General features: G+C 39.5%; 16 protein-coding genes. 5 read left to right on the forward strand and 11 right to left on the reverse strand.

From position 1 onward, the window contains the following. Positions 1 to 239: 239 nt before the first annotated feature. Complete coding sequence (locus tag H6G86_RS26265) at positions 240 to 467, reverse strand: type III secretion system chaperone family protein (RefSeq protein WP_190936781.1); 228 nt, start codon at positions 465 to 467, stop codon at positions 240 to 242. Positions 468 to 495: 28 nt separating this feature from the next. Beyond that, complete coding sequence (locus H6G86_RS40205) at positions 496 to 567, reverse strand: IS4/Tn5 family transposase DNA-binding protein (protein WP_520449535.1); 72 nt, start codon at positions 565 to 567, stop codon at positions 496 to 498. 568 nt (positions 568 to 1,135) lie between these two features. On the opposite strand from H6G86_RS40205, the gene H6G86_RS26270 reads away from it, so the two are divergent. Then, entirely contained in the window at positions 1,136 to 1,273 is a 138-nt protein-coding gene (locus H6G86_RS26270) for a hypothetical protein (protein ID WP_190936782.1), read from the forward strand. Positions 1,274 to 1,384: 111 nt separating this feature from the next. Here the strand turns inward: H6G86_RS26270 and H6G86_RS26275 are convergent, their stop codons facing one another. Both H6G86_RS26275 and H6G86_RS26280 read right to left on the reverse strand, forming a co-directional pair. Further along, positions 1,385 to 2,068, reverse strand: coding sequence for a methyltransferase family protein (locus H6G86_RS26275; RefSeq protein WP_190936783.1), 684 nt, complete (start codon positions 2,066 to 2,068; stop codon positions 1,385 to 1,387). A gap of 454 nt (positions 2,069 to 2,522) precedes the next feature. Beyond that, a complete protein-coding gene (locus H6G86_RS26280) occupies positions 2,523 to 3,221 on the reverse strand; it encodes a DUF305 domain-containing protein (protein ID WP_190936784.1) in 699 nt (232 codons plus the stop codon). Positions 3,222 to 3,627: 406 nt separating this feature from the next. Here H6G86_RS26280 and H6G86_RS26285 point away from each other — a divergent pair, with 406 nt between their 5' ends. Beyond that, positions 3,628 to 3,996 carry a hypothetical protein gene (locus H6G86_RS26285; protein WP_190936785.1) on the forward strand — a complete coding sequence of 123 codons (369 nt, stop codon included), beginning with the start codon at positions 3,628 to 3,630 and terminating at the stop codon, positions 3,994 to 3,996. A 146-nt stretch (positions 3,997 to 4,142) separates the two neighbouring features. On the opposite strand, the gene H6G86_RS26290 is transcribed toward H6G86_RS26285, so the two are convergent. Further along, a complete protein-coding gene (locus tag H6G86_RS26290; RefSeq protein WP_114085344.1) occupies positions 4,143 to 4,511 on the reverse strand; it encodes a pentapeptide repeat-containing protein in 369 nt (122 codons plus the stop codon). Between the two features lie 617 nt (positions 4,512 to 5,128). On the opposite strand from H6G86_RS26290, the gene H6G86_RS26295 reads away from it, so the two are divergent. Together H6G86_RS26295 and H6G86_RS26300 are read left to right on the forward strand one after the other, a co-directional pair. Then, entirely contained in the window at positions 5,129 to 6,457 is a 1,329-nt protein-coding gene (locus H6G86_RS26295) for an ABC transporter ATP-binding protein (RefSeq protein WP_190936786.1), read from the forward strand. An 85-nt stretch (positions 6,458 to 6,542) separates the two neighbouring features. Next, positions 6,543 to 8,282, forward strand: a complete 1,740-nt coding sequence (locus tag H6G86_RS26300; RefSeq protein WP_190936787.1) for an ABC transporter permease — start codon at positions 6,543 to 6,545, stop codon at positions 8,280 to 8,282. Positions 8,283 to 8,498: 216 nt separating this feature from the next. Here the strand turns inward: H6G86_RS26300 and H6G86_RS26305 are convergent, their stop codons facing one another. The 3 genes from H6G86_RS26305 to H6G86_RS26315 all read right to left on the reverse strand — a co-directional run bounded on the left by H6G86_RS26305 (position 8,499) and on the right by H6G86_RS26315 (position 11,468). After that, positions 8,499 to 9,029, reverse strand: a complete 531-nt coding sequence (locus H6G86_RS26305; RefSeq protein ID WP_190936788.1) for a PM0630 family protein — start codon at positions 9,027 to 9,029, stop codon at positions 8,499 to 8,501. A gap of 287 nt (positions 9,030 to 9,316) precedes the next feature. Continuing rightward, positions 9,317 to 9,913 carry a hypothetical protein gene (locus H6G86_RS26310; RefSeq protein WP_190936789.1) on the reverse strand — a complete coding sequence of 199 codons (597 nt, stop codon included), beginning with the start codon at positions 9,911 to 9,913 and terminating at the stop codon, positions 9,317 to 9,319. Between the two features lie 202 nt (positions 9,914 to 10,115). Next, positions 10,116 to 11,468: a helix-hairpin-helix domain-containing protein gene (locus tag H6G86_RS26315; RefSeq protein WP_114085349.1), complete on the reverse strand. Its 1,353-nt coding sequence runs from the start codon at positions 11,466 to 11,468 to the stop codon at positions 10,116 to 10,118. Between the two features lie 358 nt (positions 11,469 to 11,826). On the opposite strand from H6G86_RS26315, the gene H6G86_RS26320 reads away from it, so the two are divergent. Continuing rightward, complete coding sequence (locus H6G86_RS26320; RefSeq protein ID WP_190936790.1) at positions 11,827 to 12,798, forward strand: SGNH/GDSL hydrolase family protein; 972 nt, start codon at positions 11,827 to 11,829, stop codon at positions 12,796 to 12,798. Positions 12,799 to 13,046: 248 nt separating this feature from the next. Here the strand turns inward: H6G86_RS26320 and H6G86_RS26325 are convergent, their stop codons facing one another. The 3 genes from H6G86_RS26325 to H6G86_RS26335 form a co-directional block, all read right to left on the reverse strand. Continuing rightward, a complete protein-coding gene (locus H6G86_RS26325) occupies positions 13,047 to 14,150 on the reverse strand; it encodes a response regulator (protein ID WP_190936791.1) in 1,104 nt (367 codons plus the stop codon). 1,522 nt (positions 14,151 to 15,672) lie between these two features. Next, complete coding sequence (locus H6G86_RS26330) at positions 15,673 to 16,164, reverse strand: hypothetical protein (RefSeq protein ID WP_190936792.1); 492 nt, start codon at positions 16,162 to 16,164, stop codon at positions 15,673 to 15,675. Positions 16,165 to 16,427: 263 nt separating this feature from the next. Further along, positions 16,428 to 19,013, reverse strand: coding sequence for a GAF domain-containing protein (locus H6G86_RS26335; protein WP_190936793.1), 2,586 nt, complete (start codon positions 19,011 to 19,013; stop codon positions 16,428 to 16,430). Positions 19,014 to 19,178 lie beyond the last annotated feature (165 nt).

Below are 19,178 nucleotides of genomic sequence, written 5' to 3' on the forward strand. Positions count from 1 at the left end.
CAAGGTAATCAAAACACCTACTTTGCTAATGAAATGACTGCTGGGGTGAGCGTACCTTATGGTATGGAATATGCGGCTTATTTAGTGGAACGCTTCTTTTAAGAATTGACATAGCTTATTAATGGTTTTTACATTGATCAATTCTTGACAGAGGGCATAAGGGTTGCACGGTCAATAAAAGGACTTGCGATCACTTGGAGCTTTGACTTGCAAGACAATCTGTATAAGAGCGATCACACTTATATCAGCAAATCGTAGCTGTCTTCTTCCTTAATTCTTTTATTTGTTTCTTCAATTGCTTCACTAGGAGTTGCTTCTCCTGCAATTACAGATTGGATACCTTGCAGATAGTCATCCATAGCAACAAAGCTAGCTTTTACCAAAGGCTCAATCAAACCAAAGGTAATAGGTTCATAAGTGACATCAATACTCGTTTTGTAACTTATTTCACCATCACTAAAGTCCATTTCAAAATTGCCGATGTTCAATCCAAAGTTAGCGCTGGTTAAATATTCGGTGATCGCCTAACTCACAGGTCGCAAAATTTTTTTCCCACCAGTCCAGCATTGCTTGTCACCTTTAGCACCGAATTTTAATTACTGTACCGTATATGCTGCGCTGTTTCTTGAATCCTTTGCCAGTAAGCATTTCAAGACTTAACGGGAAAAGTCAGGTTGATGAAGGGGAGCAATGCAATTTTGTGAGGTGCTTAAAATTAAGGTTCTAAATCACTTATTTAGGGGTGCGCTCGCAGCCAAATAACTGTTTTTATTGAGAATATAGCTCTGTAACTGAGAATTAAAGTGGGATCTAACAAAATCGCATCGCTCCCCTATTGGTAGATGTTTGACCATGATTCACCAAAGAAGAATATATGCGTCAGTCGCCAGGAGTCAGAATGAACTCCTGTGCGACTGGTGGATGAATAATGGTCTGAAGCCCCCGATTTTAACCCTGTTTTGTCAGTTTGGGAGAAGCCTATTGCTGAAAGCCTTTCAGAGCTTTAGTTTTAAGCTCTTGGCTATAAATTTTAGTTACTGTTAGAAAAGAAATGCTCAAAGCTAGATTGGATCAAGTTTCAGAATCTTGCTTCGATTATTACTTTCCGAGAGTGACATAAGAGAATTAATTACGGATGCACTTCGTTAAAGGTAAGGTTTACTTCATGTTAGATTTGGCTGGTGGCTCCGATCCGAATAATTATCCTCTAATCGTGCTAAACAACAGTTTCAAGAATGGCAATCCTGCCTGGACTTGGGGTGGAAGTGACTAAAGGTCATACTGGCACCATCAGGGGTGTTGGAAGTATTCCAAATGCAGTTCTTTATGGCAGCTTGGTCTTTTTCAAAGTTGAGAAAACAATAATAATTCCAGCATTCACCACTTACCAGAAAAACGGTAATAACTTATACTTGATTTTTTGGGTGTAGATATCGTAGCCCTTTAATTCTTGCCGCAAAAATTGCTCCTCAAATTGAATTCGGACAACCAGGATTGTAAGTGGAATGATCGCTAGCAAAGCTGCTGCATAGGATTCTAACCACAGGGACATACCAACCATCACCAGAACCGTACCTGCATACATGGGATGTCGCACAACGCTGTAAACTCCCGTATCAATCACTGTTTGTTGTCGGTCTACCTGATGTTTTACCGCAGTTGCCGCAAAGGTATTTACTTTAAAGGACAGAGAGATAATACACCAACCAATGACATACAAGACCAATCCCAATATCGAAGCGATCGCGCTTGGTTGAGCAAACAAGTGAAATCGGAACACATCTAAGGGAATGAAGGCAATTACACCCAGGAATGTTGCGATCAGTAAAGTGGCGATAATTTTGTCAGCAAGGGGTTGCGACTCTTGAATGGGTGGTTTGAGGCGTTCCTTTAATAAATCGTCATCCTCTTGGAAGACACCAATCATCGTCGCCACAGTGCCAACAACAACAACACCAAGAAACACCCAGGCACGCCACCAGTTTAACGTCCCTGCTGGCAAGAATAGTAAACCACCGAAGATGACAATATTAGTTAGGAGTGCGCTCAAAATCTTGAAAATGAACATGATTCCTTCACCTCTATGTTTTTACATCGATAACTGAGTAAAATTCCTTTCATCTTTTTAGGACATCAGTTTTGAATGCATCTCAGTCTGCTGGTAATTGAGCTTTTCATCGATTCGTTTCAGCTTCTCTGTATTCCTCACCGTGTAGCCATCCACAATTTCAAAGGTTGTGACACTTGAAAAAATAAAATTAGCGATTGCCTGTATATGCCTCAATGCAATCCTTGCGCTCAGGCATAGGGCACGTCTTCCGATTGCCCTGCGTCTGTTACACAAGCCAAGATTTATTTTTATGCCCAGGTGAATCATCCAGAAAAGACATTACGATTGCACTGAAGCCAGCTAAACTGCAAACAAAGTTTGTGACATGAGCGTATTCCCACTGGTTCTGAAGGCTTTTCCCAATCGGTTGGCACTGAACCTGAAAATGCAAGTTCAATCACTGCTCTGGAATTCAACTTTGTTCAGGGTTGGATTTATACCAAGCCTGATACCATTGCTCCATCTGGTTAATTTCAGCCGTTTGAGTTTTAATCATGGACTGAGCTAAGTTACGAATTTCTGGTTTAGTAGTTTTTTTAGTAGCCATCTGCGACATCATGACAGCCATGCGATGATGAGGGATCATCTGACGGATAAATTCTTTGTCGAAATCTAGTGCATTTTTTAAGGCTGCCAAATCTACCTTCATACCCATCATGTTGCAGTTCATCGGCATTTTCATCATATCTGGGTTCATCTGTTGACTCATGCCCTGGTGCATTGACATCATTCCTTGATTAGTTATGGCTGTTGCAGGTACTTCTTTTCCGTACCATGCCTTGTACCAAGATTTCATTTGCTGAATTTCGAGGTTTTGGTCTTGTTTAATAGCTGCTGCTAACTTTTTAATTTCTGAGTGTTTAGCGCGAATTAATGCAATGTCAGCCATTTCTATTGCTTGAGTGTGATGGACAACCATTATTTCAATGAAATGTTGATCCATCTGAGCCATCATCCCTCTTTGAGGAGGAGTAGTTTCTGTAGATGGGTGATGAGTATTATGTTCTGAGTTTGAAACCTGAGCTTGTGCGTTATTTAAAATTACTAATCCAGAGAGCGCACTACTGCTTAATAGACCAGCCAAGCCATACAACAATGTTTTTGTTTTCATAACCCCACCTCATTTTAGGAGTGAAAGACAACTTATATTTATGAAATTATCGATAGATTGTGAGGAACTTGTGAGACGAAAAATTTTGAAGTAAACTCAATAAAATTGTTCAGACATCAAGTATTATGCAAGTTTTTTTGGCTTCACCTTTCTTGCAAAAATCAAGTTATTTTTTTCTAGAACTGCAAAGTTTGCTAGAGAAGGTCAGATATTCAGGCAAACTAGGGAACGCATAGAATATGTGGTGTATGAATGGCAAGAAAAAGCCCTCAACCAAAAGCGACATCATCTGAAGTACTAGAATGCGTGCAACAGAATTGTCCCAATTGCGGCAAGCCAATGTGGAATGAGTACAGTCAATTCGTAAAGCCGTTGAAGTGGCATTACCTGGGATTGCTCATGGTTTATGCCATTTTCACTCTTTTATTGGAAGCAGCCAAGGTTACTTTTTCATTGTTACGAGGTTGAAGGTTTAGCTCGAACTCATAATGACCTTGAACAGGTGTTTGGTGTTTTACGACCAGTACAACGTCGTTGTACTGGTCGTAAAGTCGCTCCTTCATCACTGGGAATTCGAGGAACAGTCCAGTTAGCTTCAGCTATTGCTACTGCACTTCATTCTTTTACAGCCCAGGATTTGGCTCAGGTTTGTGTTCAGACTTGGCAACAATTACGCTCTGATTTACGCCAACATCAACTTAATCGCATTGAACAACTACGATTCCGTCGAAATCCTGAAGCTTACTTGGCAACTCTTGAGAAACTACTTCTCTAGCAAACTTTGCGGTTCTAGTTTTTTTAAGGGGATTGGGGGTATCAAAAGCTTGTGGGGCAACTCTTAAAGACTTGTATATACACCGTAGCCGACTCGGAGAGGGACGACTTGAACGAAAGTTCAAAGCAGGGAGAGGTTGGTAGAACTCATACCTTCCGCATATTTCTACTAATGGGGTCAAAACCTCTAGAAAACCGAGTGCTTTCATCGTAGTAAGCGCCAGTCAGATTCGCTCCATATAACTTGGCATAGTTGAGTTTGGCTCCCCGGAGATTGGCTTCATTCAGTTTGACACCGCTCAAATTAGCTCTAGTCAAATTCGCTTTTGCTAAGTTAGCTCTACTCAAATCTGCTCCCCAGAGTTTAGCTTTCGCTAGGTTAGCTCCACTCAAGTCAGATCCCCATAGATTTATTCCAGGCAAATAAACTCCAATCAGCCTGTTCCTACTCAAGTTGACGGCTGGAAAATATCTTTCCCCTGCGGCAAAACGCCTTTTTAATTCCTCTATATTCATGATCGCCACCCAACAAGAATCAGATTTATATCTCTAATATATAAGGTGCTTCTATTGTAACCGCCATAATAGAGGTTGTTTATTTAATATCTGCAATTCATCCAATTTACTCAAATGCACATATCTAATATGGCAATCCGCTTTGATTTCTGTATCCCTCACGGGAGCGTAGCCATAATTATTTGCGTAGGAGGTAAGAGGCAATAGGCAAGAAGCCTCTTTGAGTTGTACAGAATGTTTTCAGAAATCAAATATGAGTTTTATAGAACAAGTTATAGTAATTTCTTCCTTTTAATATTTGGGCATGCAATTATTATATTGCTGTAATTAATAGATTTGTCGTAATAAATTCTGAGCTAAAATTGTCAAACAACCAAGATAACATTTCATGAAATCAATATACCAATCATATTAAATGCTTTCCAAATTATCATTTCTGACTCCTGTTAGGATTAGCGGGTCATTTAGCCATCTTGTAGCTAATTTCATGAGTATGCAAACGAGTCGTTAGGCTACAGTACAGTTCAAATGGCGGAATCAAATATTTTTAGTCTGCTTTAACTGTAAAATAACCTCAACATGAGATTATATTTAATTATTTTCTTACAGAAAGAGTTATGGTATTTAAAACAGCAACCGAACAGCTGATCGTCCTAAAAAATGTCAGCAAATCTTATCAGCAGCCCAACGGCCAACAGATTGTCATCCTGGAAAATATCAATCTTGAGTTACGTCCAGGGGAGATCGTTGCATTGCTAGGGCCTTCCGGTTCAGGGAAATCTACTTTAATGCGGATAGTTGCTGGGTTAATTCCCCCCAGTCAAGGTGAAGTCGTATATCATAACCGTCCCCTAGTTGGTTTAAATCCTGGGGTAGCAATTGTTTTTCAAAGTTTTGCCCTTTATCCTTGGTTAACTGTACTAGAGAATGTGGAACTAGGTTTAAAAGCAAAAGGAGAAGCGCCAGATTCTCGACGGCAAAAGGCGCTACGAATGATTGATATTATTGGTTTGGATGGGTTTGAAAATGCCTATCCCAAAGAACTTTCTGGGGGAATGCGTCAGCGAGTTGGATTTGCTAGGGCTTTGGCCGTAGAACCAGAACTGTTATGTATGGATGAGCCATTTTCGGCATTAGATGTGCTAACGGCAGAAAACTTGCGGTTTGAATTATTAGATTTATGGTTAGAACGTCGCATACCCACCCAAGCTATTCTCATTGTCACCCACGGGATTGAAGAAGCGGTAATTATGGCGGATCGAATTATTGTTCTTGGACGCAATCCGGGAAGAATTCGGGCTGACTTACCTGTGACTTTACCCCATTACCGCGATCGCAAACATCCAAGTTTTCAAGCCCTGGTAGATCGGGTTTATACAATCATCACCAACCCAGAATTAGAAAAAATTGAGCTACCAACGACTACCTCTGTAGAAACTGCAACACCACCAGCAAAATATCAATCTTTACCATCTGTGCGAACTGGTTCCATTGCGGGTCTTTTGGAACTTTTAGAAGATCGTCAAGAAAAAGACTTATATCGCCTGGCCCAAGAATTGCAATTAGAAGTAGATGATATTTTACCCATTGTAGAAGCTGCAAAATTAATGGATTTTGTAGAACTTGCAGAAGGCGATATTAGCTTGAAACCAGTGGGACAGGAATTTATCAATGGTGGTATTGATGAACGCAAACAAATCATGCGATCGCAACTATTAGCTAATATTCGCTTGGTACAGCAAATTTACCGTCTTCTCGAAGCGAAAAATAATCAACGCATTCCAGAAGAACTGGTATTAGATATCCTAGAAAGTCACTTTAGCCCAGAAGAAGCCGAACGACAATTAAAAACCGTCGTTGACTGGGGTCGTTATGCCGAAATCTACGGCTACGATGAGCCATCGGGACAAATATTTTTAGAGCAAGCTGCCGTAGTTAATTCGTAAGGGTGTGCAGATGTACGCCTTTACAGTATTTACCATGAATGGCTTTGTTCATTTGTAATTTGTAATTTGTAATTTTTAATTGTTTATGACCCGACCCCTCACTCCTGCTAATAAAACTCTAGGACGTAGCAATTGGACTTGGCAAGATGGATTACTGATTCTGGTAATTTTATCTTTCATTGTGGCAATTATTAGAACTGCTTCTAAATTTACCGGTACTTTTGAACCTGAACTCACAATTTCTACAAACATCAATGCTTTGCCAGGATATACAGCCCAAACCTTGATTCGTATGGGACTGGCTTACTTTTTCTCCCTAATTTTTACCCTATTGTATGCTTATACTGCTTATCGCTCTCGAATTGCAGAACGGATTTTAATTCCGATGTTGGATATTCTGCAATCGATTCCAGTATTGTCTTTTTTACCAGGTGTAGTACTAGCTTTGATTTCCCTGTTTCCGGGTCAGAGAATTGGTGTAGAACTAGCAGCCATTTTGCTAATTTTTACTGGCATGACCTGGAATATGACTTTTAGTTTTTACCAATCTCTTCAAAGTATTCCGCGAGAATTACTAGAAGCATCAAGGGTTTATCGCCTTAATCCTTGGCAACGCTTTTGGACATTAGAGTTACCATCTGGTGTGATTGGTTTGGTATGGAATAGTGTAATGTCGGTGGCTGGAGGTTGGTTTTTTTTAATTGCCATTGAGTCATTTACTTTAGGGAATAAAGATTTTCGTTTACCAGGATTAGGCTCTTTTTTAGGCACAGCAGCCAATAAAGGAGACTTTAAAGCGATATTTTGGGGCTTGGCGTTGCTGATTGCGATCATTGTGGCAACTGATTTTTTTGTGTGGCGACCACTGATTGCTTGGGCAGAAAGATTTAAGTTAGAGATGATTGAAACTGAAAATGCACCCCAATCGTGGGTATTGGATACTATCAGGCGATCGCCGACTTTACGCGCAATTAGCGATCGCGTTTTTCAGCCATTACAAACAGCCTTAGACGACAGTTTAATTCGGTCGTTCCCCGTGCGTTCAGTACCTATAAATGCCAAAGGCAACCTCAACTTGCCGAGTTTTTTAAATTGGATATTTGTTAGTGGCTTCAGCCTAATTGTCCTGTGGGGTACTTGGGAAGCCGTGCTACTATTACGGACTCTAAGTTGGGATGATTGGCAACAGGTGATGAAAGGCGCTATGTTAACGGCGTTGCGGGTAATAATTGCTTTGATATTATCATTGTTGTGGACTGTACCCGTAGGAGTAGCAATTGGTCGTAATCGACGGTTGGCTCAAGTATTGCAACCATTAGTACAAATCGCCGCTTCTGTGCCAGCAACAGCCTTATTTCCAGTGCTGCTGCTAGGTTTAACCCGCATCGCTGGCGGTTTGCAGATTGGTGCGATCGCTCTGATGATGCTAGGGACAATGTGGTATATCCTGTTTAATGTCATTGCTGGGGCACAGTCGATTCCCTCAGACCTAATCGAAGCAGCTTCAGTGTATAAACTCTCACGTTTGCAACGTTGGCGAACCTTAATTTTACCTGCAATCTTCCCCTACCTAATTACAGGAATTATTAGCGCTGTTGGTGGCGCTTGGAATGCCAGTATCGTCAGTGAGTACGTTACATTTCAAGGGCGAGTAATTAGTACTTCTGGATTAGGGGCAACGATTTCTCACGCCACAGCGACAGGCAATTTCTCACTATTATTAGCTTCGACAGTGATCATGTCTCTGTTAGTAGTGTTGACCAATCGTTTAGTTTGGCGACCTCTTTACAACCTAGCTCAAGAGAAATATCAATTGTTGGCGTAAAGAATTAAAGCGATTAAGGCTTGTACTCACTCATAGCGTAGCGTCTCGTAGAGAAGCGACTTAACTCCCTATCCCTCCTTTTTAAGGCAATACAGTTCAGATAAGACCAAAACACTTGTCTTGACGGCGATGTATCGCGTCTCAAAAACCCAAGATTTTGTACAAGTAGCGCTTAATCCAAGCGTATTGCTTTTAAGGAGGGAATTAGTTTTACATCTACTTAACTGGGATAATTTCAAACTCGAAAGTACTTATCAAACGGTCATCAATATAAACTTCTATCCTATGCTTACCAACCGGATCGCCAGGAGTAATCGTCCAAAAATTCTCAATTACACCCTCTGGAGCCGACTGTATGCGCCGTGTCACAGATGTCATTCCGTCTGGTGACATTGAGAAGTCTTCACCGCTATCTGTACCCCAAGTTTCTGGAGGTTTTGGTAAACGCAATACTTCGCGCCATTTTACTTCACCTTGGTAGTCTTTGAGTTTAATCCGCCATCCGTAGGCGTTTCCCTGCTGAAGTGGCACTCTTGTTGTCTGGAAAATGGTAACGTTACCTTTGGAGTCAACTCTCTTCAGCCCAAACTCAGCTTTGCTAACAGTAATCTGTTTTGTATTTGTTGGCGCAGGGGATGATATGGCATTTTCTACCAAAACAGAAGTAGCGTTGATTGGCTCAGAACATATAATCCCAGATATTAGCCAAGAGGAAGCTAGCACAGCAGTAGCAGCCCAAATTCTCATTAGTATCTTCCTGTCAGACTTTTGGTACTTATTCAAGTAATCTGACACGTTTTCCGGGCTATGGTTGCTGATGATTTGACAAAGGTGAAATTGCTCTTAGCTATCTGGCAAATTTAATCGATAAGTAGTCGGACAGAAATATTTATAGTCATTGTGGGCCTTCGCTTCTCTTTGCAATGACATTGGGGAATTAATTCTATCTGACTACTTAGCTTAGGCGATTTGAAACTTCCACGGCAAAAATCCAATGGGATTTTTGCTTCACATCTTGCCTCTTCAGTCAAGGCTTAACTTTTCAAATTAACCTTCCCCTCAAATTTTGGCGCATCTTGATGAGATAAAAATCTTTCACTAGTGTGATAACTTCTTCGCCATTTTTCGAGCTGATCTATAGATATTGATTTAGATATGACGTTCACACCATTTCCTCGCCAAGCAACTTCTGGATCTGTTGTGAAAACCCCACACTCTAATTGTTCTAGCCTCATATTCCAATATTCACTAAATCGGCCTTTTAAAGTAATAACTTGCTCAAATACCTTATTTCTGTGTTTATTTCTTCTTTTTCTTTCTGTAGCTCCTGTTGCTTCCGTATCAATAAACTTAGTTTCAATTAAATACAAGCTACCTTTAAAAGTCAGGTAGACAAAATCACACTTTCCTAAATCTGTATAATCTGAAATTGGAGATTTTTCAAATAACAGCAATTCAGCGCACGAGGGAAACAACTCTTTAATATTCAAAAATAAATAAGCTTGCAGTAGAAGTTCCTTATCATAAGGAAATAAGATCACTCCTTCAAAAAACTTTTGAATGTCCTCGTGAGTTTGGGGTTGAATCCTTTTACAGTATGAAACAAATTTATGTAGCTCATTTACGCTCATCAAGTTTTAACTCCTTCCCCCGGTCGCAGCCTTAAGGGTATTAGCATAAAAAGATACCACTCCCTCAAGGAAATTATCATCCGCATAAGTAACTAAAAAAACGCTTCTAACCCTGAATACTTAAGGCAATTTACTGTTGACAGTTCAATAAAACTAATTTTTCAGATGCTTTTGAGTATTGGTGGATTTTTCACTTCTGGTATTAGCTACCAGTGAGCGATTTGATATGAGCAGGAAAACTAGCATTTTGCAAAGCTTGAACGGTTATTCTTGAATCTTGTACAGAAAATTGCCAACCCAAGCGAACAAGTTTCCGAGACTTTTCAGTTTGGATAATTCCAATAACTGGCATTTTTGCCTTTTCTTTGTCTACTGAATGTTCTTGCAAAATTGTTTTCAAGAGATGTAGTTTTTCCATATCACCTGCTTGCTGGGGGTTTAACTCTACCATTACCATTTGTACTGTTTCCACTGGTTCTGCATCTTCAACAATAAATTGAGTTTGCTCGTCGCGTCGGTCTACTTTCCCCCAAATAATCAATCTTGTGTCAACTTGAAGTAAGGAACTAATACGTTCATAAGTTTTAGGAAAAACTACAGCCTCTGATTGTGTGGTTAGGTCTTCTATTTGCAAAATTGCCATCTGATCGCCTTTTTTTGTAACCACTTTTTTGACGTTATTTAACATCACAACTGCACAAAGCCTTGTGTCTTCCCTTTGCTCTCCCAATTGCGAAAGGTTAATTGGAGTTAAAAGTGGTGCTATTTGCCGTAAGGATTTCAGTGGATGATCTGATACATAAAAACCTAATAATTCTTTCTCCATCTGCAACTTTTTCTGTGGGGGCAAATCTGTCACAGGTTTAGATTTAGGAGCAGTTTCAAAGGCATTATTTGCTCTTTTATTCTGAGTAGAAGAAAATCCATCGCCTAATAAGTCAAAGAGATTTCCTTGTCCACTAGCTCTGTCTTTGGCGCGAGATTGTGCCCAATCATACACTAATTCTGAGTCATTAATTAACTGTTGGCGATTGGATTCAATTTTGTCAAAGGCTCCACAGTAAATCAGCGATTCCAGAGTCCGACGGTTAACAGCACGTAAATCCACGCGATCGCAAAAATCAGCGAGAGATTTAAACTCTCCTGTCTCATTTCTCGCCTCTAAAATACAGGCGATCGCATTCTGTCCCACGTTACGCACCGCCGAAAAGCCAAACAGAATCTTTCCCAATGTCGGCGTAAAATCAACACCAGAACGATTAATGTCTGGCGGATCTATGGGAATACCCATGTTTGTACAGTTAGTAATATATCTCTGTACCTTATCGGTATCGCCACTGTTAGCCGTTAACAGGGCCGCCATATATTCCAATGGATAATTAGCTTTTAAATATGCTGTCTGATAAGTTACATAAGCATAGGCGGTCGAATGGGATTTATTGAAACAATTAGAAGCTATAAAGCCATTTTTGAGTGCAAAATTATGGTCACGCTCAACTCCAATGTCATAGACATTTTGTTTGCCTAAATATTTACGTGTGGCTATTTTGATCATCCTACCTTACCCCCGAAAAAAAATTTGCGAAATTAATTAATTGATAAAATGATAAAAATTGTAGTCATAGTAATACTGGTAATATAAAATTATATCACTAGAAAACACTGCTATACTCTTACACAAAAGTAGACATATTAGGTAAACAGTTAATAGCCATGTAATTGCTGTTTTTAAAGCTTATAAACAGATACCAATACATATTAATCCCCTTAATTTTAGATGCTAGGATACTGGATGAAATTAGGGGAGTAAAGAAAGTTTTGCCTTCTACACCTCACCCCTGTGCCTCTTTCCAATGCCAAATGTGTCAGTTAGTATCGTTGAGAAGCAACACGGTATTAAAGGGTGTGGGTAGGTGAAAGTGGCGCTGATCGTAATTTTGGCGGTGGTTCTAGGATTGTTTATGATAGTCGAGATCGGACTGCGATCGCTCTTAGGCTTTGGTAATCCCCTAATTTACATTGGCGATGAGCAGATTGGCTATTTATTGGCTCCTAACCAGCGTACCCGTCGTTTTGGTAATCGCATTGAAATTAATGAGTATTCTATGCGAGGTAGTGCGATAAATAAAACACCCGCGCCTTCTACGCTGCGAGTTTTACTGTTAGGGGATTCTATTGCGAATGGTGGTTGGTGGACAGATCAGACTAATACAATATCAGCGATCATGATGCGTTCTCTAGCATCATCCACTCATCGTAATTATCAAGAAGTGGAGGTGCTGAATGCTTCAGCTAACTCTTGGGGGCCTAGGAACGAGTTAGCTTATTTAGAGAAGTTTAGCCATTTCAACGCCCAAGCAGTAGTGTTATTAATTAATACCGATGATTTGTTTGCTACTCCTCCCACTTCTTTACCCGTAGGACGCGATCGCAACTATCCTGATAGTAAACCTCCCCTAGCGTTAGCGGAAGTGTGGCAACGTTATATCGTCAAGCAGAAGCCAATTCCCGAAATGAAAGCGGTGCAAAATGAAGCAGGCGATCGCGTGGGGATTAATTTGGAAGCGATCGGCAAAATTCAAGCCCTGACTCGCCAAAGCAACAGCCAATTTTTACTAGTTATGACTCCCTTACTGCGAGAAATTGCTGAACCAGGCCCCCGCGATTACGAAATTAAAGCCCGCCAACGCTTGAGCGATTTTTCTAAAGCCCAGCAAATTAACTATGTAGACTTTTTACCGATATTCAATTCAACGAACAACCCGCAAGGTTTGTATCACGATCACATTCACCTCAATTTGCAAGGTAATAAACTTGTCAGCGAAGTTTTGGAGCGATCGCTTTTAGAAATACTAAGGGAGATACCAATTACTCAGACGTACTAAAGTCGTCAATTCTACCAGAAAATATTCGTATTGAGTGATTTGCCAATCATGGAAATTAATTTATATAGCTTAGTTAGTACTCATTCTCTTAATAGAGTGGGAACTCTTATAGTTGAAATAATTATTAATTAATTTAAATTAAATCAGACAATCTTCTACAGTTTGAACACTAGCCATCCAAATAATACTTAACCTTAAATCTCAAAAAAATATATTGATTAAGTGGAGTTATTTATTATATTAGAAAATTAAATAATATGTTTAAAGATTACTTTTAGTAAATCTCCTTGTGTAAAAGGTTTAGTTAAATAGCCTGATGCTTTGACCATCTTAGCTTTAGCTCTATCTATCAATCCTACTTTTTCTGATACCATAATTACAGGTGTATTTTTAAAATTTGAGTGTTTACGTAGCAAAGAGCAGAGTTCATATCCGTCTACATTAGGCATCGAAATATCCAACAAAATGATGTCGGGTTTTGTATGAACAATCTGCATTAAAGCTTTTAAAGAATCGGTAACTCCCACAACACAAAAGGTTTGCTCATCTAAATAACTTTGAATAGTATTCAATACCGTAGGGCTGTCATCAATACAAAAGATGGTGTAAATTTTTTTGTCTACAGGAGGTTCAGTAATTCGCTGATCCCTATGTTGATTAGTATTAATAGAGTAGACTGGTGGTCTATAGCCGTTTGTTCTAAAAGAGTTTGGTCTACTTTTGTTCTTAGGTTTTAGCTCATTGATTTTGAACAATTCTGAGGGGTGTGATTGAGAAGTTGGCGAAATCTGAGGATTGGCTGCTTCTCTAGGAGAGGCTACGCCAACGCTTTGGGGCGTTTGACATCGTTCAACCAGTAAGCGGAGATTCAGATGACAAAACTTTGGCATGTCATCTAGAAAGCTTTCAGGAATAAATTCATAACTCCCCTCTTCTAAGTTGAGAAATGACTCCAGAACTTCTAGCGCCAATTGCTCTATGAGTATCGCCGCTTGAAAGGGACTGATATATTTCTGATTAACTAACCAACAAATAGCCAAATAATCTGGGTTCGGTATTGCCTGATTTTCAATCCCAGTTTCAAATATCGCGCGTAACTGTTCGTGAATTTCATGAGGGAGAGTAGAAATTTGCTGACTCAAGCGTTGCAAATTTCTGTAAAGTGGCTCAAACATTTTCTCTGAGTAGCAGGCATAAATTAGTTTACCTTCATCTACATATATTGACCAAGAGCCTGATGTGCTAAACACCTGCAAACAACCAGTAACAGACTTACCAGTGATTTTTTTCAACAAAGATAAAGGCTGGAGCTTTTGAAAAAATCTGTATCTATTAATCGGAAGTGTCTTCATTGGGATAGCTCTGGAATAAAATTAACATTGCAGGCGAAATTAGTGAATTACCTTTTCGGAATTCACTGCGACTTTGTTGGAAGCACTATCAGATAAATATAGCGGTCACATTTGAGTTAGTACAGAGATTCCACACCCCCCAACTCTTAATTAACCAATCTCTGTTAAGCTAGAAAGCACGAATTACAACTAAACCAATCCATATTATTGCCCAATAGCAAAATGGCCCGACTGGTTGCCAGGATATAGTATTTCAAAAACTAGATTGGTTTTCTGTATCTTTTGCTAATCTAGCCAATCTAACAGTAACTCAAGTGCAACAGATAGACTATTGGCTCTCGCCCATCAGTCACAAAAGTATCATTGTTCTCCGTATCTAGTAGCCTAAAATTCCAGATACTTTAGTTCTCTTAGAAAAGTTTTTTTTTGCCCCTCATACTTAAGTTTCAAGCAATCAAAATCTCCAGTGCTGTAGACGGAAAAGCTCGTTTATCAAGGCTTTTATGGATTAATTCAGTACTGAAAAGCAATGTTTTGATCGCCATGACTAAAGTTATCGGATACTTTTTCTAGAAGTTTATTCTTGAGGGAAACTTCATCAATAAAAAAAGTATTATTAAAAACTAAGCATTCAAAAAGCCCAATGTTTTACTTAGGTCTTGAGCTTGTAGAGCAACTCTTAGTGTTGGGACTGGGCAAAACTAAGTAAGTTGGTAGAAATAAACCAAATTATGTTACGAAACGTAAATAGTCTTAAAGTCCTTACTAATGACCAATGACAAAGGACAAATGACAGTCTTTGCTAGTTAGCTTTAATTGCACCAACCTACTTACCAATTGCACAACAAGAATGGGAAACCTCCGACCAAGGATGAGTTAGCTGGCAATTGTCGCCATAATGGTGTGTGGTGAGATGCACAGGCGACCAAACCAGCAGAAGGGAATCTCTTCATAAGTACTGGAAACGGGTTCTAATGTTGTTTAGGGCGAAATATTCACCCGGCACAATTTGAAGTGACAAATTCAAGAACTTACAGTTAAATTCTTGATTAGTAGTACATACCTGCAAAATAGCTATTTCCTAGCTAAATGGTAGATAACAAGTAACGTACTCACTAAAATTTAGATTACTATAATTTTCAAAAAAAGTTAGAAGAAATATCTAAACTTCATGATAAATCAGTAAAGTAAGCATGAAAACTAATTAATATTATCTTTCAGTATTTTTTTGCTCTAATATCCGGGAGGCCTAAAAATGTACAGTAAAAGAAATTTTGCCTGCTTATTTAATTACACTTAATAGATAACTGAATCATTTTATAATAGCAATTTAACCGAATAATCTCAAGCTTTAAAAGTCACCAATATAAATATAAAATTGACCGCGTAGGCGTAGCCCGTCATAAATATTGCATTCATTAACCCATAAACTATATGTAGCAAAAAGACGCAAAGAATTTCTTTGCGTCTTTGGTGTGAGATTTATAAGTAAATATTCTCACCGTTATAATTCTCCATCTACTTAAACTTGTTCCCGCCAGGACCAGCTTAAAAGTGTACCACCAGCCACCAACTTAACTACTTCCAGTACCCAATAACTACCGTGTAATAAATTCATTGTCGATGGAATAGCTGCTGCTGCTTCAAATAGGTTTAACTGAACTCCTATGGCGCACATTTGCGGAGTTAAGAAATAAGTGTCAAGCACAGCTATAGTTAGTAGCAGTCCAGATAAAATAATACTGCCAATGCGCCAGTGATATTGGGTTTTACCCAAAGCTAATGCCCCTGTCAGGACTACAGCAGCAGACAATAATTCCATCCGATTGAAGTTCCAAAAAATCGTATAGCCTGCTGTTGTAAAACCAGCTTGACTCATCATGCCAGAAAGATAAAGGCTAGGCATAATTACCCAGTCTAAAACTAAACTAGCACTGAGCCAAAAGCCCAAAGTCAATATTATAGCGGTTTGCCAAATTGGTCGTTTGAATTCAAGGCTAGAAATAGCAGTCATAAAATAATTGCGTGTGTTGTATTTCTTAGTTTCTAACTTCACCAGCAGTTTGACAAGAAATATCAATTAACCTTTACAAAGCGACTTATCTTAATTGATTCTTAATCCACTCCCAAGATTTTTTAAACTTCATTGAGAAATATTAAGATATTTTAAAAAATAATTTAAATAGATTTTTATTTTTAATAAATACTCAATTTTTCTTGAGTTTCCAGTCTCTAGCTGCAAACTCAAGAAAGATGATAATTAGTGGTTCGATTTAGTTATTTCTCTTGAAATGTCCAGACACCTTCATCCCAATCTGACTCTGTTGGAGGTGATTGTAACCAATGCTGACACCGTAAAAGATGCAACATAGCAGCTTTATCTTGGTTGTCTGCTGCTAAAACTAGGGCAAATTCAGCCCTAGCACGGTTAAAATCGCGTTTGAGATAATACTCGCGTCCTTTGTGATAATGCTCAATCACTTGCAATTTTTCGCTTTCAATTGGGTTGGAACGTAAACCCAGTAATTCATATATAGCTACTGGCTCATTTCTGCCTTTGACACGAATGTAATCTAGTTCCCTAGCCCAAATATTATCTTGGCAGGGTTTAAAAGTGTTATGGCTAATAATAATGTCGCAACCATATTGTTTGCTGACACTTTCTAATCGAGAGCCAAGATTAACACCATCACCAATGGCGGTAAATTCCATCCGTTTACTAGAGCCAATATTCCCACTAATCACAGTATCTGAGTTGATACCAATGCCGATTTTAATTCTGGGCTTATCATCTACATAGCGACGTTGATTAAATTCGTGCAGGCGATGGCGCATTTCTAAGGATGTTTGCACTGCCATCCAAGCATGTTCTTCTAATGCGAGAGGAGAACCAAACACAGCCATAATTGCATCGCCAATGTATTTGTCAAGAGTGCCTTTATGTTTAAAGACTGCCTCCACCATTGATTCAAAATATTCATTGAGCATACTTACCACTTCTTCTGCTTCCAAGTTTTCTGTCAAAGTGGTGTAGCCGCGAATATCAGAAAATAAAATCGAAACTTCTTTGCGATCGCCTCCTAGTTTAGCATCATCCAATTTCAGCAGTTCTTCCGCTAATTCCTGGGTCATGTAGCGGTACATCGTACTTTTGAGCCGCTTCTCATCACTGATATCTTCCATCACCACCAGCGCCCCCCGCACTTGCTCGTTGTCGCTGGCATCGGCAATTGTGTTAATGGATAAATTAATACTGTGCTGCTCTGTACCAGTAGTTAAGAGTGTGCGATCGGGGTAATACTGCTGGCGGCCTTTTAAGTCAACCGCATGTAAAGCATCCTGATACCACTTGCTAAAGTCACCTTCTTTGATGCCAATAACATCATTAACTAATTTACCTTCTAAACGTTCATCTACTCCCAGTCCTAGCAAACGTTGGGCGCTTTCATTAGCGGCGATAATTAATCCAGTTTTATCAGTGGAAACCACACCATTGGAAAGACTACGCAGAATATCTCGTTGCATTTGTTCTTGTTGCTTAACTGTGGCAAACAACTGGGCATTTTGCAGCGCTACTCCGGCTTGAATATTAAAAGCTTCCATAAATTCTTCATCGTTGCGGTCAAAGCTAGCTTGGAAGCAGTCGGGAGCTTTGGGCCAATCAGCTGGATTATAGGGTGGAAAATCACCACTTTTCTTCTTATTTACGAGTTGGGTAACGCCAATCAATTGTTGATCGGCGTTAAATACTGGCATACAAAGTAAGCTACAAGTGCGATAGCCATTTTGCTGATCGAGTTGTTTGGCTGTATCAGAGTCAGGATCATCGTACAAATCAAAGGCAATATTCAATTTCTTGCCAGAAGCCGCTACTATACCCGCAAAGCCTTTACCTACAGGGACTCGTAATTCTTTAGTTGAACCATCATCCTGAGTGATTTTCGTCCACAATTGATCGCGCTCATGGTCTATTAACCATAGTGTACTGCGATCGGCATTCATCAGTTCCTTGGCTTCATCCATCACCCGCTTTAGGGTGTCTTCTAAGTCGAGACTGCTTTGAGAGAGGGACTTGATGGCCTTCATGAGCGCCGCCACTGCTCTTTGTTTTTGGGTGGCGACATAAAAAGAGCGCGAGGATTCTAAAATTAGGCGAATTGAAGGGGCAAATTCTTGAAATAATTGTTCATCACAAGAGAGAAAACCTTTGGTATCAACGCGCTCGGCAAGGGGAGCGGCGTGATTATTCCCAGATTTTAATTTATTCAGTAATTGTACTACTGCAACTAACTGTCCATGTTCATTTAACAGTGGCAAAGCCAACATGGTGTAGGTGCGGTAGCCAGTTCTTTTTTCTTGTTCTTGGGCAAAATGCGATCGCGGATCGTTATAAAAATCAAAAGGAATATTGATAACTTGTTTGAAAGTAGCGACTTCCCCAGCAATTCCTTTATTGGCGGGGATACGAATTTCTAAAGAGCGATCGCCTTCCCCCTCAGCTAAAATCGACCAGAGTTCTTGTTTTTCTTCATCCAATAAAAATATTGTTGTCCGGTCTGCTCCCAGTAATTCCCCGGTTTTCAAGGTAATCGAATGCAACATTTCTTGCAGAAGAGTTTCAAACCCCTGGGAATCCAGCATTGATAGGGTTTGATGGACAATCTGTAATTTTTGCTCGACATCCTGAACGACCTGCTTAAAAGTATCCTGAGTCAGGGGAGCAAGAAACGTAGAAAAATTTCCTTTTCTTGTGGCAAGAGCGCCGACAGGAGCAGAATTTGTTGGTAATTCGAGGTTTTCTTGGTTGTGAACACCAATAATCAAATCGGTGGTTTCCCCATAACTTCCTTGATACACTGACATAACTGATATTTTATATAGCAGGATGAGATTTTAAATTTAAGAATGCGATGAAATTTATGTAAGTTGTGCTAAAAGCAACAATAGCCTTGATATTATCCATAGTTTAATCGCTTGTTTAGCTAGCGTCATCCTGTGAATAAGGGTGGAAATTGATTACTAACAATT

The sequence above is a fragment of the Nostoc sp. FACHB-133 genome, from assembly GCF_014698055.1.
Lineage (GTDB): Bacteria > Cyanobacteriota > Cyanobacteriia > Cyanobacteriales > Nostocaceae > Nostoc.